The organism is Serratia sp. H402Y, assembly GCF_051172415.1.
Classification (GTDB): domain Bacteria; phylum Pseudomonadota; class Gammaproteobacteria; order Enterobacterales; family Enterobacteriaceae; genus Serratia; species Serratia ureilytica.
Map to the genome: position 1 here is coordinate 140,545 of NZ_JBPIYZ010000006.1, position 16,507 is coordinate 157,051.

Below are 16,507 nucleotides of genomic sequence, written 5' to 3' on the forward strand. Positions count from 1 at the left end.
CACAACATAAAAACCCATCCAATTGATTTTAAATCAATTTAATTCAGCCTCAACAGCCGACATTTTTCCCGCCGCCGGCGCCATTCGCCGACGTTAAAAAATTATCGCGTGGCATCATCGCCAACGTTGTGATTAGAATGAAAATGTTGCGGTAATTAACCTTTCAGTTACATATCTCTGCCCATAAAAATAATAACCCTGAGGATCTTATGCCCCTGCTTTTCAGTATTGCGCCGATCGTCCTGCTGATATGGATGATGACCAAAAGGAATGGTGTGCCCTCTTATCTGGCCCTGCCGCTGACGGCCGCCGTGGTATATGCCCTGCAGCTCTGGTGGTTCGATGCCTCACTGCGGCTGCTGCATGCCAATATCATCACCGCGCTGGTCTCGACGCTGACGCCGCTCACCATCATCGCCGGCGCCATTCTGCTCAACAAACTGATGCAGGTAAGCGGTGCGGAAAACGTGGTGCGCCGCTGGTTGGAAGCCGTTAGCCCCAATCCGGTGGCCCAACTGATGATTATCGGCTGGGCGTTCGCCTTTATGATCGAGGGCGCCAGCGGCTTCGGCACCCCGGCCGCCATCGCCGCGCCGATTCTGGTCGGGCTGGGCTTCAACCCGCTGCGCGTCGCCCTGCTGACGCTGGTGATGAACTCGGTACCGGTCTCCTTCGGCGCCGTGGGCACCCCCACCTGGTTCGGCTTCGCCAACCTCGGCCTGTCGGACGCCAGCCTGCTGGAGATCGGCCGGCAAACCGCGCTGATCCACGTTGTCGCCGGCTTCGTCATTCCTCTGCTGGCGCTGCGCTTTATCGTTTCCTGGCAGGATATCCGCCGCAACCTGCCGTTTATCTTGCTCAGCGTGCTGAGCTGCACCGTCCCCTATCTGCTGCTGGCCCAGGTGAACTATGAATTCCCGGCGCTGGTCGGCGGCGCTCTCGGTCTGGCGCTGTCGGTGCTGCTGGCGCGCGGCGGCATTGGCCTCGCCCGCGCGGAAAAACCGCAGAGCGCCGCGCAGGCGGTGCCGTTCATGCAGGTGGTCAAGGCGATGACGCCGACCCTGCTGCTGATTGCTATCCTGATAGTGACGCGCATTCACCAGTTGGGCCTCAAGGCGCTGCTCAACACCACCACGCTGCTGTGGCAGGAAAACCTCGGCTGGCTCGGGGAGCTGCGCATCAGCCAGGCGCTGATCGTCGAACTGCAGCAGGTGCTGGGCACCGCCGCCGCCGCCGGCTACAAAACGCTGTATGTCCCGGCGCTGATCCCGTTTCTGCTGGTGGTGGTGTTGTGCATTCCGCTGTTCCGTCTGAATGGCGGCCAGGTGCGGCAAATGTTCAGCGAAACCGGCGGGCGCATCACGCGCCCCTTTATCGCCCTGTTCGGCGCGCTGGTCATGGTCAATCTGATGATGCTGGGCGGCGACAACGCGCCGGTGATCCTGATCGGGAAAGCGTTGGCGGCGCTGACCGGCGACAGCTGGCTGCTGTTCTCTTCGTTCCTCGGCGCGCTGGGCTCGTTCTTCTCCGGTTCCAACACCGTTTCGAACCTGACGTTCGGCGGCATTCAGCAATCGATCGCCCAGAGTAGCGGCCTCGACGTCAATCTGACGCTGGCCTTGCAGTCCGTCGGCGGCGCCATGGGCAACATGGTATGCCTGAACAACATTATCGCGGTCTGTTCGATCCTGGGGATCGGCAACGCCGAAGGCAAAATCATCAGAAAGACCGCGCTGCCGATGCTGGCGTACGGTGGGATCGCGGCCGCTATGGCGGCGATCCTCTCGCTCTGACTGACAACCCGTTATTTGCAAGAAGACAAGAAGGTAAACACTATGATCATCTCCGCGTCAACCGACTACCGGGCCGCCGCCCAGGCCAAACTGCCGCCGTTTCTGTTTCACTACATCGACGGCGGGGCCTACGCGGAGCATACGCTGAAGCGCAATACCGCAGATCTGGCCGATATTGCCTTGCGCCAGCGCGTGCTGCGCAATATGTCCGAACTCAGCCTGGAGACCACGCTGTTCGGCGAGCAGCTGGCGATGCCGGTGGGGCTGGGGCCGGTGGGGCTGACCGGCATGTACGCCCGCCGCGGCGAAGTGCAGGCCGCGCGCGCCGCGGCCAAAAAAGGCATTCCGTTCACGCTGTCCACCGTGTCGGTCTGCCCCATCGAAGAGGTGGCCCCGGCGATCGATCGGCCGATGTGGTTCCAGCTCTACGTGTTGAAAGACCGCGGCTTTATGCGCAACGCGCTGGAGCGCGCCAAAGCCGCCGGCGTGAAAACGCTGGTGTTCACCGTCGACATGCCGGTGCCCGGCGCCCGTTACCGCGACGCCCACTCGGGGATGAGCGGCCCCAACGCCGCCCTGCGCCGCGTGCTGCAGGCGTTTACCCATCCGCAGTGGGCCTGGGATGTCGGCCTGTTCGGCAAGCCGCACGATCTGGGCAACGTCTCGGCCTACCGCGGCAAACCGACCAGCCTGGAAGACTACATCGGCTGGCTGGGCGCCAACTTCGATCCGTCGATTTCCTGGAAAGATCTGGAGTGGATCCGCGAATTCTGGGACGGCCCGATGATCATCAAAGGCATTCTGGATCCGGAGGACGCCAAAGACGCGGTGCGCTTCGGCGCCGACGGCATCATCGTCTCCAACCACGGCGGCCGCCAGCTGGACGGCGTGCTGTCGACCGCGCGCGCCATGCCGGCGATCGCCGACGCGGTGAAAGGCGACATCACCCTGTTGGCCGACTCCGGCATCCGCAGCGGCCTGGACGTGGTGCGCATGATCGCCCTGGGGGCCGACAGCGTGCTGCTGGGGCGCGCCTTCGTCTATGCGCTGGCGGCGGCCGGCGAAGCCGGGGTGGCTAACTTGCTGGATCTGATCGACAAGGAAATGCGCGTCGCCATGACGCTCACCGGCGCGAAAACCATTGCGGAGATCAACGCCGGATCGCTGGTCAGAAACGCCTGAATCAAAGCGGCTGCACGCCTTCCGGGTAGGCGTTGTAGCTCATCTTGCTGATGAAGGCCCCGGCCGGTGACACCAACACCCGGCCGGCGGCGTCCAGCCCGAGGAAGGTACCGGTGCAGCGCCCGGAGATAAAGTCGAAGAAGAACACCGAGCACACCGGGATAATCTTTTCCCGGAAGGTGAACAGGAACATCTCGTCCTCAAACTTGTAGTAGGTGGCGTAGTCCATATCGCCGTGGCCGAACTGCTCGCCGCGCAGGTTTTGCCAGGCATAGCGCTCGGTATTGACGTAGAAGTGTTCGTAATAGTGGTTGGGGCTGTAGACGTTCAGCGTACGATAGCCGATCAGTTCGCGGGTCAGATGCGGCGCGACGCCACCCGGCGTGACGCCGACAATCCGGCCGACGTGGAAGCTTTGCTTGAGGCGCGAGCCCTTTTCCACCGTCTGTTCCGGCAACAGCGTGCTGCGCACCAGCAGCGCCCGACCGCTGTCACGATTGAGTACCAGCGTCAGGCACTCGTTGCCCGGCGACTGCAGCGGAATATTGAAGAAATAGCGCGCGGCGGAGGTTTGCACCTCTTCGTAAGCGTCCTCACCGCTCTCCCCTCCCCAGGCCCACAACACCCGTTGCCGGTCGGCGCTGAAACGCAGCGTGATGTCCCCGCCGTCTTCAAAGGCGATCTGCAGCGTTTTGCCGCGCCAGTCCTGGGTACCCGGCAACCGGTTGGTATCGATGCCGCGCGCGAAATCGTCGTAATTCTTCCAGTCCGGCTCGGCATTTTGATTCAGTACGGATGATTCTGCTGACATCTTCGCTCTCCTTAATTGAATGGGATAAAACTCGTCTCAAACGTCGGCGACGCCCGCCGGCTTCACCGCTCGGCGGTTCACCACGGCAGGGGCGGTTTCATCGAGAAAACAACTCAGTACCCCGGCGCACACGGCACCGGCGGCCGCCAGCCACATTACGCTGACCAGGCCGTAGCGATCGGCGATCAGCCCGGCGATAAACGGCGCCAGGCAGCCGCCAATCACCTCACCTATCCCCATCACCAGCCCCAACGCGGTGGCGATGCGCGCCGGCGACACCGTTTCCGACGGGATGGTGGCCATAAACAGCGTGAAACAGCCAAGGCCGGTATAAGACAGGAACACCAGCACGCCCAGCAGCCACGGATTGGCGACGTAGCTCAGGAACAGCGGGCAGCACACCGCCAGCAGCGAAAAGAAAATCAGCGTCGGTTTGCGCCCGAGGCGATCGGAGATCGCCGGTACCGCCACGCCCCAGAAGACCCAGGCGGCGCCGATGGCGCTCATGATGCCGCCCATCGTGCCTTCACCGAAGCCACGGTCGGTCACCAAAAAGTTAGGGGTGAAGGTTATGATGATCATGAACCAGGTGACGAACACGCAGGAGATCAGAATGCACAGCGTCACGTTCTTGATTTTGAACAGCTCGCCGTAAGCGGCCTTGCCCGCCGGCTTACCGGCCGCCGGCGCGGCGCTGAAAGCGGGATCCTTTTTGCCGTTCACATAGCGATAGATCAGCCACGCCAGAATGATGCCCGGCACGGCGGTCAGGTGAAACGCCATGCTCCATCCCCACTTCTGCGCCAGATAGATGATCAACGGCGGCGCGATGATGCCGCCCAACAGCCCCGGCGCCGCGCCCTGGATCAATCCCATGTTGAAACCGCGGCGCTGCGGCTGCGATCTTTCCACCATCAACGATTGCGCGATCGGCAATACCGGCCCCTCTGCAATCCCCATCAGCGCCCGGAAGATCAATAACATGGCAAACCCGCTGACCAGCCCCGACAGCGCGGAGAACAGCGAAAACACTAAGATGGACAGGATCAGCATCGGTTTACGGATATTAAACCGATCGGCTATCGCCCCCAACCCGGCGCCGGACAGCGCCCAGGTTAGCGCCAACACCGCCGACAGCGTGCCGAGATGCACATTGCTTAACTTGAGGTCGGCGGCAATCATCGGAAACAGAAACGAGATGGTCAGACGATCGACGAACACGCAGCCGAACACGAAAAACAAAATAATCAGCAACCGGTTCTCTTCACTTAATGCTCTGCGTGCCGCTGGCGATGTATTCATAGCGTCATTTGTCCATAAGTTAACTTATGAATGGCGACCCGCCATGGCATAAGTGTGTTAAGCGCTCGGCCAAGAGAGAAATTGGCCTTCCGTCACGACAACAACTCATTAACATGTTAATGACATAAAATTATCGCAAGCCGGCGGTCTGTCAACCGGCGCTCTTCGAGAGACAAATGAAATTCTGAACGGGTACTATTTCAATATCGCATTATCACCTTCAGGTTATTTATCCTTCTGTTCTTGATACATATAAAATAATGTCCGGTACTTTCTTGCGATTAAAAAAAGCCTGTTTGCGCGTTATTTGCGAATAATCCCATCGATGACGCTTCAGGCTTATTAATTTTTTATCGGCATTGAATGATCCCCGCTCGCGCTTCAGAGCCATTTTTATCTATTGAATCATCTCGTTTTATTTTAAGGCCGCAGAAAAAACTAACTCTTACGAGGGAAAGGCCAACGGCGGGGTTATATAACCCCGTCTGGACAATAACAAAAGCGCAGAGCGTGACGTAAATCACGACAAATATGCCGTATCCTGCAAAGCAATTATGCTCGCAACAGCAATTATCTATTGCGATTAGGGCTGTTTATCTCAATTAAGCGCCATGCAACACTTCGTGCCATCGTTCGACACCGCGCCGCAAGGCCTGAGACGGAGTGACACATGAGCATCGAAAAATTAACCCGGGAGCCGCTTTCCATCGGCATCGAGTTGCCGCTGGACAACGATTGGTCCACCAGCGGGCAGCTGAAACGCCAGCAGGACGGGCGACCGTTCGGCGTGCCGGACATGAGCGAACACGCTGCGCGCATCAAGCTGGCCGATGAGCTCGGCTTTCGCGCCGCCTGGGTTCGCGACGTGCCGCTGTATGATCCGGACTTCGGCGACGCCGCGCAGGTGTTTGAGACCTTTACCTACCTCGGCTACCTTTCCAGCCTGACGCGCAATATTCTGCTCGGTACCGCGGCCGTGGTGCTGCCGCTGCGGCAGCCGTGGCTGGTGCGCAAAGCGGCTTCCACGCTGCAAACGCTGAGCGGCGATCGTCTGTTGCTCGGCGTCGCCAGCGGCGATCGCCCCGTGGAGTACCCGCTGTTCGGCGCCGATTACGCCGCGCGCGGTGAAAGCTTCCGCGCCAGCGTCGGCATTCTCAAAGGGGAAGCCGACAGCGCGCTGCAACCGGGACTGCGCCTGCTGCCGGCCACGCCGCCGCCGCCGCTGCTGGTCGCCGGGCTGGCGCAACAAACGCCCGAGTGGGTGGGGAAAAATATGGATGGCTGGCTGTCGTATCCCGGCACACCTGCGGACCATGTTTCGCGGGTCAAACTCTGGCGCAACGTAGCCGGTGACAAGCCCTACGTCAGCTTTATTCATCTCGACCTCACCGATAACGCCGACGCGCCGATTCAGCGCCATCGCTTCGGAATCAAGAGCGGCCGCAATGGGTTGATTCAGGAACTGAGCGCCATGCGTGACGCCGGGGTCAACCATATCGGCCTGCATTTTCGCCGCAACCAGCGGCCGCTGGAAGAGACGATGCAGGAGATCGGCCAATGGGTGTTACCGGAATTCCATCGCGCCTGACGCCCGCTTTAGCCCGCTATTCCGACCTGAGCGGGTCTTTGCCCCGTTACCGGGGCTTTTTTATTTCCGCCGCTGCTGGTTCATAACAACTCGGTCTAATCCCTGCCGTCAAACGGCGGCATGATGACAAGGAAACGAGCCACCATGAGGAATGAGCAATGACGGCAAAACTGACAGAAGCAGGCTTTTGGCGCAAAACCGCCGACTCTTCATCGCTGCGCGAGCCGCGCGTGCTGATCCGGGTCTACGTCAACGAAGGCGAGATTGACCGCGCCATCGCGTTTTACGAGCAGCTGCACGGCGTGGAAGCGGATATGCGTTTCGACTTCCCCGAGCATCGGCTGGTGCTGGCGGCGGTGGGGCCATTTCTGATCCTGGAAGGCTCGGAAGAAAACCTGCGTCCTTTTCGCAGCACCGTCGGCACGTTGCTGGTCGATGACATTTATCCCTACCACCAGCGGCTACAGGCCGCCGGCGCCGATATCTTCTTTGGCCCGGTGGAAGTGCCCACCGGCGCCTGTTTCAATGCGCGCCTGCCGGACGGCACGATTATCGAATACGTGCATCACCGGCCGCGCGCGGACGAATAAGCCGCCTCAGGGGAGCGCCGGCTTCATGGCGTAGCCGCGCAGATCCTTGCGCAGGCTGAGCATGTACAGCACGATCACCGCCGAGAAAGGCAAGCCGCACAGCACCACGGCAGTCTGCATCGCGCTGAAACTGCCGGCGTACAGCAGCCCGGCGCACACCAGCGTGGTGACCGCCGCCCAGAACACCCGGAGCCAGGCCGGCGCGTCATCGTGGGCGGAACCCCCCTGGCAGGACAGATTCGCTATCATCAGCGTGCCGGAATCGACCGGCGTCAGGAACAGCACGAAGCTTATCACCACCACAAAACCGGCGGTCAGCTGGGTATAGGGCAGGTATTCGAACAGCTTGAACACCGCCATCGGCGGATCGCTTTGCGCCACCTGCCCCAGAATCGCTTGCCCGCCCTCCAGCACCAGACTGATGGCGGTATTGCCGAAGATCGACAGCCAAGCCAGCGTGAACCCCAGCGGGATCAACAACACGCCGAAGATCAGTTCACGGATGGTACGGCCTTTGGAAATACGCGCGATAAACAGCCCGACAAACGGCGCCCATGCCACCCACCAGGCCCAATAGAACAGCGTCCAGGCGCCCTGCCACTGGCGCGCCTTGCCGTACAGATACATATCGAAGCTGCGGCTGACGAGCGAGGTCAGATAATCCCCAATGTTCTGCAACATGCCGTTGAGCAGGTTCAGCGTCGGGCCGGCCAGAAACACGAACAGCAACAGCAGGCACAGGAAGCCGACGTTGATGTTCGACAGCATGGCGATGCCCTTTTCGACGCCGGTGACCGCCGCCAGCGTGGCCACCACCATCATCACCACGATCAGCGCCAGCAGCACGCCGGTGCTTTGCGGGATGTCGAACAGGTAGAACAGCCCCGAGTTCACCAACAGCGCGCCGATCCCCAGGTTGGTCACCATCGAGATAACCGTCACCAGAATGCCGAAGCTGTCCACCAGATGGCCGACGCCGCCGTGGATGCGCTCGCCGAAGATCGGGTACAGCGCGGAACGCAGCGCCAGCGGCAAACCGCGACAATAGGCGAAATAGGCGAGCGCGGTGGCGATCAACGCATACAGCGCCCAACCGTGCAGCCCCCAGTGTAAAAAGGTCAGCGCCATCGCCTGCCGCGCCGCCTGTACGCTGCCGCCGTCGCCCTCCGGTGGCGACAGGAAGTGATCCAACGGCTCATAGGCACCGTAATACACCAGCGCAATGCCGATGCCCGACGAGAACAGCATCGCCACCCAGGAGGGATAGCTAAACTGCGGCGGCTCATCATCCTGGCTGAGGCGAATATGGCCAAAGCGCGACAGCGCCAGCCAGAACACGAACACCATACAGGCGACCATCAACAGCATGTAATACCAGCCGAACACGTCGGCCACCCAACTTTGCGCGACATTCAGCCACTGTTTGCTGGCGGCGGGAAACAGCACAATCAGCGCCCCCAGCAGCAAGATCACCGCGGCTGAGCCGAAAAATACCGGGACATTCAATCTGACAGGTTCTTCGTCAAGCGATGGAGGAGTTTTTATTGTCATTGGCAGGCTTCCATGATGCGAAAGACAGAGGATTTAAATGCAACTTTTGATTAACATTTTATCGTCATTTATTTGACATTTTCGCAGCATATAGAGTATTGATTGACCGTTCAATCAATCAAATTCAAAGTGTGATTTGCCTATCAGTTGGGGAAAATATGTACCGCAGAGACATTCCTGAGCAGCGCAAGGAGCAGTTGATTAACGCCGCCTTCGAAACCATCAGCGTGGTGGGGTTGGCCGGCGTCACCCTGTCGCAGGTGGCGAAAGAAGCCGGGCTGTCGACCGGCATCGTCAGCCACTATTTTGGCGATAAGGAGGGATTGTTGAGCGCGACCATGCGCAAGATCCTGCGCGATCTGCGCGACGCGGTGGCCGAGTGCCGCGCTCAGGCGGCGAGAGACAGCCAGTCGCAACTGTGCGCCATCATTCAGGGCAACTTCCACCCCAGTCAAACCAACGCCATTTCTATGCGCGCCTGGCTCGACTTCTGGGCCGCCAGCATGCACCAGCCGGTGCTGCGCCGCCTGCAGCGCGCCAACGATCGGCGGCTCTATTCCAATATATGCAGCCAGTTCCGCCGCGAGCTGCCGCTGCAGCAGGCGCGCGACGCGGCGCGCGGGCTGGCGGCGATGATCGATGGGCTCTGGCTGCGCGGCAGCCTGGCCGGGGATGACACCGATCTGCAGCAGGATTACCGCATCGCCTGCGACTACGTGATACAACGGCTCAAGGCCGCGCCATCGATGGTGTGAACGGCAGCGTCAGCGCGGTTCCTGCTCTTCGCTGTACTGGGTTTGCCACATGGCGGCGTAGCGGCCGTTCGCCGCCAACAGCGCCTCATGCCCCCCGCGCTCGACGATCTCCCCCGCCTCCAGCACGATGATCTCATCGGCGTCCACCACGGTGGAGAGCCGATGGGCGATCACCAGCGTGGTGTGGTTGCGGCTCACCTCGCGCAGGTGCCCCTGGATTTCGCGCTCGGTCTGGGTATCCAGCGCGCTGGTCGCCTCGTCGAACACCAGGATGGCCGGATTTTTCAGGATGGTGCGCGCGATCGCCACCCGCTGCTTTTCACCGCCCGACAGCTTCAGCCCGCGCTCGCCCACCCGGGTGTCGTAACCGTCGGGCAGACCGACGATAAAATCATGGATATGCGCCAGCCGCGCCGCACGCTCGATTTCTTCATCGCTGGAGCCGGTTTTGCCATAGCCGATGTTGTAGCGCAGCGTATCGTTGAACAGCACCGTATCCTGCGGCACGATGCCGATCGCCTGCCGCAGACTGGCCTGGGTCAGTTGACGAATGTCCTGGCCGTCGAGGGTAATGGCGCCGCCCTGCACGTCGTAAAAGCGAAACAGCAGGCGCGACAGCGTGGACTTGCCCGCGCCGGAGGCGCCGACCACCGCCACCGTGTGGCCCGCCGGAATGGTAAAACTCACCTGCTTGAGGATCGGCCGGCGCGTGTCGTAACCGAAGCTGACCGCGTCGAACCGCACTTCGCCGCGGTCGAGGCGCAGCGGCTGCGCATCCGGGCTATCGACGATCTCACGCTTTTCCTGCAGCAGATCGAACATGTTCTCCATGTCGATCAGCGCCTGGCGCACCTCCGAGTAGATAAAGCCGAAGAAGTTCAGCGGCTGGTACAGCTGCAGCAGGTAGGCGTTGACCAGCACGAAGTCGCCGACCGTCATCGTCCCCTGCGTAATACCCTGCGCCGCCATGGCCATCATGACGATCAGCCCGATCGAGATAATGGCGGTTTGCCCCAGGTTGATCGCGGTAAAACTGAATTGGTTCTTGATGGCGGCGTATTCGTACAGCCGGCGCGACAGATCGAAGCGCTCAGCCTCGAACGCTTCATTGCCGAAGTACTTCACGGTCTCATAGTTCAGCAGGCTGTCGATGGATTTGCTGTTGGCGTCGGCGTTGGCCTTGTTGAGCTCGCGGCGAAAGCGGGTGCGCCAGCTCACCGCCAGCACGGTGAACAGGATGTAGCAGCCGACCGTGGTCAGGATCGCCAACGCGAACCAGCCGTTCAGCATATGCCACATGATCGCCGTGACCAGCGTCAGCTCGAACAGGATCGGCACGATGGAGAACAACAATCGCGACAGCACCGTGGACACCGCCTGGGTGCCGCGCTCGATAGACAACGACAGCCCGCCGGTCTGGCGCTCCAGATGGAAGCGCAAGCTCAGCGCATGCAGCTGGCGAAACACCCGCACGCCCAACAGGCGCGTGGCGTTCTGGCTGACGTGGATAAACATCACGTTGCGCAGTTCCTCAAACAGCGCGCCGCCCACCCGCGCCACGCCGTAGGCGACGATCAGCCCCAGCGGCACCGCCAGCATTTTCGCCGTCTCGCCGCTCAGCGCATCGACCATCGCTTTGTAGGCCAGCGGCACCAGCGTGGTGCTGACCTTGGCCGCCACCATGAACACGAAGGCCACCACCAAATACCCCCGCAGCCGCGGGTTGTCTTTCGGCCACAGATAGGGCAGCAGGAATTTCAGCAAGCGGGAACGATCCATCATGTAATATTCATCTTCTCGGTCGGGCTCGCGGCGCATGGCCGCGCGGGGGTTATGAGTTTGGCCTGGCCGGCGGCGAACGCCGCAGCCATTCCGTTTTCCTGCGATGGCAACTCAGCATCATCCGTCAGGAGAAGCGGCGGCGACTCGGGCAAAGTTCAGGCATGGAGGAGACAATCACATGGCCCAGACGTATGCAAAGCGCTTTGCGCAGGTCTTTGACTATATCGACCGCCACCTGGACGAGGCGCTTACCGTCGACAAGCTGAGCGAAGTGGCCCATTTTTCGCGCTTTCACTTTCAACGCCAGTTTAGCGCGTATTGCGGCATCTCGGTGTGGCGTTATATCCAGTGGATGAGGCTTAAACGCGCCTCTTACCGCCTGGCGTATAACCCGCTGGAGCCGGTGATTGACATTGCGCTGGACGCCGGCTTTCAAAACCCGGAGTCCTTCAGCCGCGCCTTCAAACAGGCGTTCAGCCAAACGCCGAGCCAGTTTCGCAAACAGCCGGCCTGGATCGATTGGCAGCAGCGCTTTCCCGAACCGAAACACAGAAGGAAACACCCCATGAAGGTAGACATTGTCGACTGCCCGGCCACGCCGGTGGCGATGCTCGAACATCGCGGCCCGTCCGCGCTGGTCAATGAAACCGCCGCGCGCTTTATCGAGTGGCGTAAAACCAGCGGCCTGTCGCCGGTCAGAAGCAGCCGCACGTACGGCATCGCGCCGCACGATCCGGCCACCACCGAAGCGCAGGACTTCCGCTTCTACCTCTGCGGGGAGGTCACGGCGCCGATCCCGAAGGACAACGCCTTCGGCGTGGTGAACAGCATGCTGCCGGCCGGACGCTGCGCGGTGCTGCGCCATCTCGGATCGCTGGATGGGCTCTCGGAAAGCGCCCGCTATCTCTACAGCGAGTGGTTGCCGGCCAGCGGCGAGGAACTGCGCGACTTTCCGCTCTATTTCCACTACCACAACTTCGTGCACGAGGTAGCGGAATATGAACTGGTGACCGATCTTTATCTGCCGCTGAAATAGCTGACATCCGGCCCCGCAAGGAGCCGGATTGACGTTAACAGGACGGCGACGATCCCTGCGGCGGCAGATAGCGCTGCGGATCGAGCGCGGTGGCGCGGTAGCGGATCTGGAAATGCAGGAACACCGAATCGGTGCCGGTGCTGCCCATGGTGCCGATCTTCTGCCCCGCTTTCACATCCTGGCCATTGCGCACCAGCGTGGTGTCGTTGTGCGCATAGGCGGTAATAAAGTCTTCGCCGTGCTTAATCATGATCAGGTTGCCGTAGCCGCGCAATTGGTTGCCGACGTACACCACTTTGCCCTTGGCGGAAGCATAGATCGGCTGGCCGCGTTTACCGGCGATGTCGATGCCCTTGTTGCCGCCATCGGCATTGGAGTACGCCTGCACGATCCGGCCGCTGGTCGGCCAGCGCCAGCAACGTGCGGCGCCCGGCGGCGGCGTTTGCTTGGCGATCGCGGAGGAAGACGAGGATGTTTTACGGCGCGTAGCGGCGGTTTTGGTCGGCGCGCCGCCGCTCAGCCGCAGTTTTTGCCCCACTTCCAGATTATAGGGCGGGCGTATCTTGTTGATTCTGGCCAGATCGCCGACTTCGCTGTCGGTGATCCAGGCGATGTAGTACAGCGTATCGCCCCGTTTGACGGTGTAGGACTTGCCGGTGTAGCTGCCCTTCGGCAGTTTGTCGTAGTCGCGGTTGTAGGTGTTTTTACCCGAACACCCGGCCAACAGCAGCCCCAATGTCAGACACACCGCGATGCGGCGCCACCTTGCCAGCTTGCTTCCTGTGCTCAAATCCTGTCCCCAATCGTCTTTCGGTTCTGATACGCGTCAGCCGCACAGTGTAACATTTGCGCCGGGTCAGTCAAAAACCCCCAGACGGTCTATGCTAAACAGGTAAGGATGACTGATTAATTACCCAACGACGAAATGGAGTACTGTCATGTTGAACCTCGACCGCAATAATCTGCCCCTCCTGAGCGAAGAGCTGCTCAAAAAGCAACGCACCACCCTGCTGATCATCGCCTTCCTGCTGCTGGCGGGCGGCATACTGTGCCTGGTGAATCCTTTCGCCTCCGGCGCAGCGCTGAGCATCGTAGTGGGCATCCTGCTGCTGTTGAGCGGCGCCGGGCTGATTATCGCCATGATAGCCAACCGGGCGCAGAATACCTGGCCGATGATCGGCGGCATTCTGCTGGGCGTGGCCTACCTGATTATCGGCTATGTGTTCATCACCAGCCCGCTGGCGGGCATTCTGGCGCTGGCGGTCTACCTCGCCGTGCTGTTTGCGCTCGGCGGCATCGCGCGCCTGGCGGCAGGCTATATGCGCCGAGGCCTGCCGGGCAACTGGCTGCAGTTCGTCATCGGCGTGCTCGATTTGATCATCGCCTGGATGCTGATCGGCTCAGGCCCGGCGGCGTCGGTGACGCTGGTGACGGCGATCGTCGGCATCGAGATGCTGGTCAGTTCCTTTGCCCTGTTCCAGGCTGCGAATCTGTTTAAACGCGCCTGATCGTAACGGCCCGCCGACGGCGGGCCGCCATCCCCTCCCCATTTGCAAACAAAACAAGGCGATACCCCCTCAGCTTGTCCGTGGTTATCTTCATCGGTAAGTGCCAATATAGGCGAAGACAAGGGAGCTGAAACCGATGACAACCCATTCCAAACCGTTGAACTCGCGGGAAGTCTGCCTGCAATTACGCCACTTCAACCAGGTAATCGGGCAACAATGCCGCAATATGGCGCGCCAAAAAACCGCTTGCCCGTGCTGCCTGACGGACATCGCCACCGGCTGCGACGCCGGTATCAAACTGTGTGGACAGCAGTTGGCCAAACCCAACCCGCAAACCCCGTTATTCCGGCAGATTCGCAACCTGCTGCTCGACCTGCGCGCAGAAGCGATAGGGGTTCACAGAATAGACGTCCTGAACCGCACCAATAACGAAATCTCCTGGCTGTTGCGCGAGCTTTATTTCGAAACATTCTGAACACGAGGGCCGCGCGCCCATCACTTGATACCTGCCGGTGCGGGCAAGATGCCGCACCGTTTCACCGCCGCACCAGCCGACTTTTCGCCACGTTATCTTTTTGCGTTCTCCCCACTTTACGACCGCCATCACACCTCGCCAACCCCACATTGCGTTGGTTATAGAGTCGTCTACAATTCAATCGAATTACCCCCTACAACATCAGAAATTATTATTATTAGAGGTGATTATGTTACAGAAACACGAAAACGTAATAAGTATGACTGTACTAAGCCCGCAAGCCACCCAAGAGCTGATGCCCTCATTTTCTTCCTTGCCCCACACGCAACATGCCGACGGCAAATATCGCCTGCGCCGTTATTCCGTCGTGAAATACCTCAACCCCAACATCGCCGAAGTGGGGCCGCGTACCTTCATGCAGTCGGATCAGATCAACCATTTCCAGGGCAACGTGGTGCGCCGCTTCGAGCCTATCGACAGCGCCGTGCTGCAGAGCGCCGGTATGGCGGAAATGTGCAACCTGTTTGCCGAAAACAACGAACTGCCGGAAGGCGCCGAAATAGAGATCCACCAGATGCGCGTGGTCGCCATCCAAAAAGATACGCTGGTGGCGCCGGAAGGCATTCACCAGGACGGTTTCGACCATATCGCGATGATTGCCATTCACCGCCACAATATCGTCGGCGGCGAAATCATGCTGTACGACGACAGCCGCCACGATCCTTTCTTCAAAAAAGCGCTGGCCGACGGTGAAGCCGTGCTGTTGGCGGACAGTAAACTGTGGCACAACGCCACGCCGATCAATACCGTAAGCCCGAATGAAGAAGGCTATCTGGATCTCTTCGTCCTCACCGCTCGGGGAGAGAAAGCATGACCTTTACCCCCGAGCTCGCCCGACGCCAGTTCAGCGCCCTGTCCCGGCAGATCGACGGCAAACCGGCGATCTTTTTCGACGGCCCCGGCGGTGCGCAAGTTTCCCGGGGCGTGCTGGAAAAAATGACCGACTACCTGGGGAAGTACAACGCCAACCTGGGCGGGCACTACTTCTCCAGCCGGGTTACCGGCGAGGTGATGAGTCAGGCGCGCGAATCGGTGCGCGCCTTGTTAAATGCACCGTCGCCCGACAACATCGTCTTCGGCATGAACATGACCACGCTGACCTTTCATCTCAGCCGCATCATCAGTCGCGATTGGCGGGACGGCGATGAGGTCATCGTCACCGCGCTGGATCACTACGCCAACGTCTCCAGCTGGCAGCAGGCCGCCGCCGACAAAGGCGCCGTGGTGCATCAGATAGCGCTGGAGAGCGCCGATTGTTCTCTCGACGCGGCAAAAGTGTGCGCGCGCATCAATGCCAACACGCGTCTGGTGGCGGTCAGCTACGCGTCCAACGTCACCGGCAGCATCGTCGATATCAAAACCATCGTTGAAGCCGCACATCGGGTGGGCGCGCAGGTGTATGTCGACGCCGTTCATTACGCGCCGCATAACCTGATCGACGTGCAGGCGTTGGGATGTGACTTCCTGGTGTGCTCCGCCTACAAATTCTTTGGCCCGCACGTCGGCATGGCCTACATCGCGCCGCAGTGGCTGCAGCGCCTGCGGCCGTACAAAGTCGAGCCGGCCACCGACGTCGGCCCCGGCCGTTTCGAGACCGGCACGCAGAGCTTCGAAGCGCTGGCCGGCGTCGCGGCCGCTATCGAGTATTTGGCGCAGTGGGGCACGCCCGACGCGCCGTTAAGGCAGCGCTTGCAGGAGAGCTTCGCCGCCTACCACCGGCATGAAGAGGCGCTGTGCCGCCACTTTTTGCAACGGCTGCAGCAACTCGACGGCGTGCGGCTCTACGGCAATCCGCAGGCGGACAGCGCACGCCGCACGCCGACCTTCGCCCTGACCTTCAGCGGCCAGGCGCCCGACGCGATCGCCCGACGGCTGGGGCACCACAACATCTGCGCCGGCAGCGGACATTTCTATGCGCTGGGCCTGATTCAGCAACTGGGGCTGCAGGACGGCGGCGTGCTGCGCATCGGCATGATGCACTACAACACCCTTGATGAGATCGATACGCTGTTTGAAATACTCGCCGAGGAGATCCTCGGTTAATGCGTCATAACGGCCCGCCCGGTTTTCCGGC

Annotated in this window: 15 protein-coding genes; 10 read left to right on the forward strand and 5 right to left on the reverse strand. The window is 60.6% G+C overall.

Annotated features, from left to right (window positions below):
* The first annotated feature begins 209 nt into the window (after positions 1-209).
* Together ACSBQS_RS22040 and lldD are read left to right on the forward strand one after the other, a co-directional pair.
* Positions 210-1,793 carry an L-lactate permease gene (locus ACSBQS_RS22040; RefSeq protein WP_434991346.1) on the forward strand — a complete coding sequence of 528 codons (1,584 nt, stop codon included), beginning with the start codon at positions 210-212 and terminating at the stop codon, positions 1,791-1,793.
* A gap of 42 nt (positions 1,794-1,835) precedes the next feature.
* Positions 1,836-2,975 carry an FMN-dependent L-lactate dehydrogenase LldD gene (gene lldD, locus ACSBQS_RS22045; protein WP_047026631.1) on the forward strand — a complete coding sequence of 380 codons (1,140 nt, stop codon included), beginning with the start codon at positions 1,836-1,838 and terminating at the stop codon, positions 2,973-2,975.
* A gap of 1 nt (position 2,976) precedes the next feature.
* On the opposite strand, the gene ACSBQS_RS22050 is transcribed toward lldD, so the two are convergent.
* Positions 2,977-3,786, reverse strand: coding sequence for a MoaF C-terminal domain-containing protein (locus tag ACSBQS_RS22050; RefSeq protein WP_197666771.1), 810 nt, complete (start codon positions 3,784-3,786; stop codon positions 2,977-2,979).
* Positions 3,787-3,822: 36 nt separating this feature from the next.
* Complete coding sequence (locus ACSBQS_RS22055; protein WP_434991347.1) at positions 3,823-5,088, reverse strand: MFS transporter; 1,266 nt, start codon at positions 5,086-5,088, stop codon at positions 3,823-3,825.
* Between the two features lie 670 nt (positions 5,089-5,758).
* Between ACSBQS_RS22055 and ACSBQS_RS22060 the strand changes: the two genes are divergently transcribed.
* Positions 5,759-6,676: a TIGR03571 family LLM class oxidoreductase gene (locus ACSBQS_RS22060; protein WP_033652158.1), complete on the forward strand. Its 918-nt coding sequence runs from the start codon at positions 5,759-5,761 to the stop codon at positions 6,674-6,676.
* 158 nt (positions 6,677-6,834) lie between these two features.
* Complete coding sequence (locus ACSBQS_RS22065; RefSeq protein ID WP_033644796.1) at positions 6,835-7,266, forward strand: VOC family protein; 432 nt, start codon at positions 6,835-6,837, stop codon at positions 7,264-7,266.
* 6 nt (positions 7,267-7,272) lie between these two features.
* Here ACSBQS_RS22065 and ACSBQS_RS22070 read toward each other — a convergent pair whose 3' ends face one another.
* Positions 7,273-8,817: a BCCT family transporter gene (locus ACSBQS_RS22070; RefSeq protein WP_042785300.1), complete on the reverse strand. Its 1,545-nt coding sequence runs from the start codon at positions 8,815-8,817 to the stop codon at positions 7,273-7,275.
* Positions 8,818-8,975: 158 nt separating this feature from the next.
* Here ACSBQS_RS22070 and betI point away from each other — a divergent pair, with 158 nt between their 5' ends.
* Complete coding sequence (betI, locus tag ACSBQS_RS22075; protein ID WP_047026632.1) at positions 8,976-9,572, forward strand: transcriptional regulator BetI; 597 nt, start codon at positions 8,976-8,978, stop codon at positions 9,570-9,572.
* A 9-nt stretch (positions 9,573-9,581) separates the two neighbouring features.
* Here the strand turns inward: betI and ACSBQS_RS22080 are convergent, their stop codons facing one another.
* On the reverse strand, positions 9,582-11,351 hold the full coding sequence (locus ACSBQS_RS22080; RefSeq protein ID WP_047026659.1) for an ABCB family ABC transporter ATP-binding protein/permease: 1,770 nt from the start codon (positions 11,349-11,351) through the stop codon (positions 9,582-9,584).
* A gap of 181 nt (positions 11,352-11,532) precedes the next feature.
* Here ACSBQS_RS22080 and ACSBQS_RS22085 point away from each other — a divergent pair, with 181 nt between their 5' ends.
* On the forward strand, positions 11,533-12,390 hold the full coding sequence (locus ACSBQS_RS22085) for an AraC family transcriptional regulator (protein WP_434991348.1): 858 nt from the start codon (positions 11,533-11,535) through the stop codon (positions 12,388-12,390).
* Positions 12,391-12,424: 34 nt separating this feature from the next.
* Here the strand turns inward: ACSBQS_RS22085 and actS are convergent, their stop codons facing one another.
* Positions 12,425-13,180: an amidase activator ActS gene (gene actS, locus ACSBQS_RS22090; protein WP_434991349.1), complete on the reverse strand. Its 756-nt coding sequence runs from the start codon at positions 13,178-13,180 to the stop codon at positions 12,425-12,427.
* A gap of 148 nt (positions 13,181-13,328) precedes the next feature.
* On the opposite strand from actS, the gene ACSBQS_RS22095 reads away from it, so the two are divergent.
* From ACSBQS_RS22095 to ACSBQS_RS22110, 4 genes are all read left to right on the forward strand, one after another.
* A complete protein-coding gene (locus ACSBQS_RS22095; RefSeq protein WP_033644791.1) occupies positions 13,329-13,898 on the forward strand; it encodes an HdeD family acid-resistance protein in 570 nt (189 codons plus the stop codon).
* A 136-nt stretch (positions 13,899-14,034) separates the two neighbouring features.
* Entirely contained in the window at positions 14,035-14,373 is a 339-nt protein-coding gene (locus ACSBQS_RS22100) for a hypothetical protein (RefSeq protein WP_033644790.1), read from the forward strand.
* 259 nt (positions 14,374-14,632) lie between these two features.
* Positions 14,633-15,247, forward strand: coding sequence for a 2OG-Fe dioxygenase family protein (locus ACSBQS_RS22105; protein ID WP_223524591.1), 615 nt, complete (start codon positions 14,633-14,635; stop codon positions 15,245-15,247).
* Positions 15,244-16,476, forward strand: coding sequence for a cysteine desulfurase-like protein (locus tag ACSBQS_RS22110; protein WP_197666769.1), 1,233 nt, complete (start codon positions 15,244-15,246; stop codon positions 16,474-16,476). Before ACSBQS_RS22105 ends, ACSBQS_RS22110 begins: the two co-directional genes overlap by 4 nt.
* The last annotated feature ends 31 nt before the right edge of the window (positions 16,477-16,507 follow it).

Coding starts and splice junctions, on each gene's coding strand:
- ACSBQS_RS22040 (WP_434991346.1), top strand. CDS start 210: ATGCCCCTGCTTTTCAGTATTGCGCCGATCGTCCTGCTGATATGGATG.
- lldD (WP_047026631.1), top strand. CDS start 1,836: ATGATCATCTCCGCGTCAACCGACTACCGGGCCGCCGCCCAGGCCAAA.
- ACSBQS_RS22050 (WP_197666771.1), bottom strand. CDS start 3,786: ATGTCAGCAGAATCATCCGTACTGAATCAAAATGCCGAGCCGGACTGG.
- ACSBQS_RS22055 (WP_434991347.1), bottom strand. CDS start 5,088: ATGAATACATCGCCAGCGGCACGCAGAGCATTAAGTGAAGAGAACCGG.
- ACSBQS_RS22060 (WP_033652158.1), top strand. CDS start 5,759: ATGAGCATCGAAAAATTAACCCGGGAGCCGCTTTCCATCGGCATCGAG.
- ACSBQS_RS22065 (WP_033644796.1), top strand. CDS start 6,835: ATGACGGCAAAACTGACAGAAGCAGGCTTTTGGCGCAAAACCGCCGAC.
- ACSBQS_RS22070 (WP_042785300.1), bottom strand. CDS start 8,817: ATGACAATAAAAACTCCTCCATCGCTTGACGAAGAACCTGTCAGATTG.
- betI (WP_047026632.1), top strand. CDS start 8,976: ATGTACCGCAGAGACATTCCTGAGCAGCGCAAGGAGCAGTTGATTAAC.
- ACSBQS_RS22080 (WP_047026659.1), bottom strand. CDS start 11,351: ATGGATCGTTCCCGCTTGCTGAAATTCCTGCTGCCCTATCTGTGGCCG.
- ACSBQS_RS22085 (WP_434991348.1), top strand. CDS start 11,533: ATGGCCCAGACGTATGCAAAGCGCTTTGCGCAGGTCTTTGACTATATC.
- ACSBQS_RS22095 (WP_033644791.1), top strand. CDS start 13,329: ATGTTGAACCTCGACCGCAATAATCTGCCCCTCCTGAGCGAAGAGCTG.
- ACSBQS_RS22100 (WP_033644790.1), top strand. CDS start 14,035: ATGACAACCCATTCCAAACCGTTGAACTCGCGGGAAGTCTGCCTGCAA.
- ACSBQS_RS22105 (WP_223524591.1), top strand. CDS start 14,633: ATGACTGTACTAAGCCCGCAAGCCACCCAAGAGCTGATGCCCTCATTT.
- ACSBQS_RS22110 (WP_197666769.1), top strand. CDS start 15,244: ATGACCTTTACCCCCGAGCTCGCCCGACGCCAGTTCAGCGCCCTGTCC.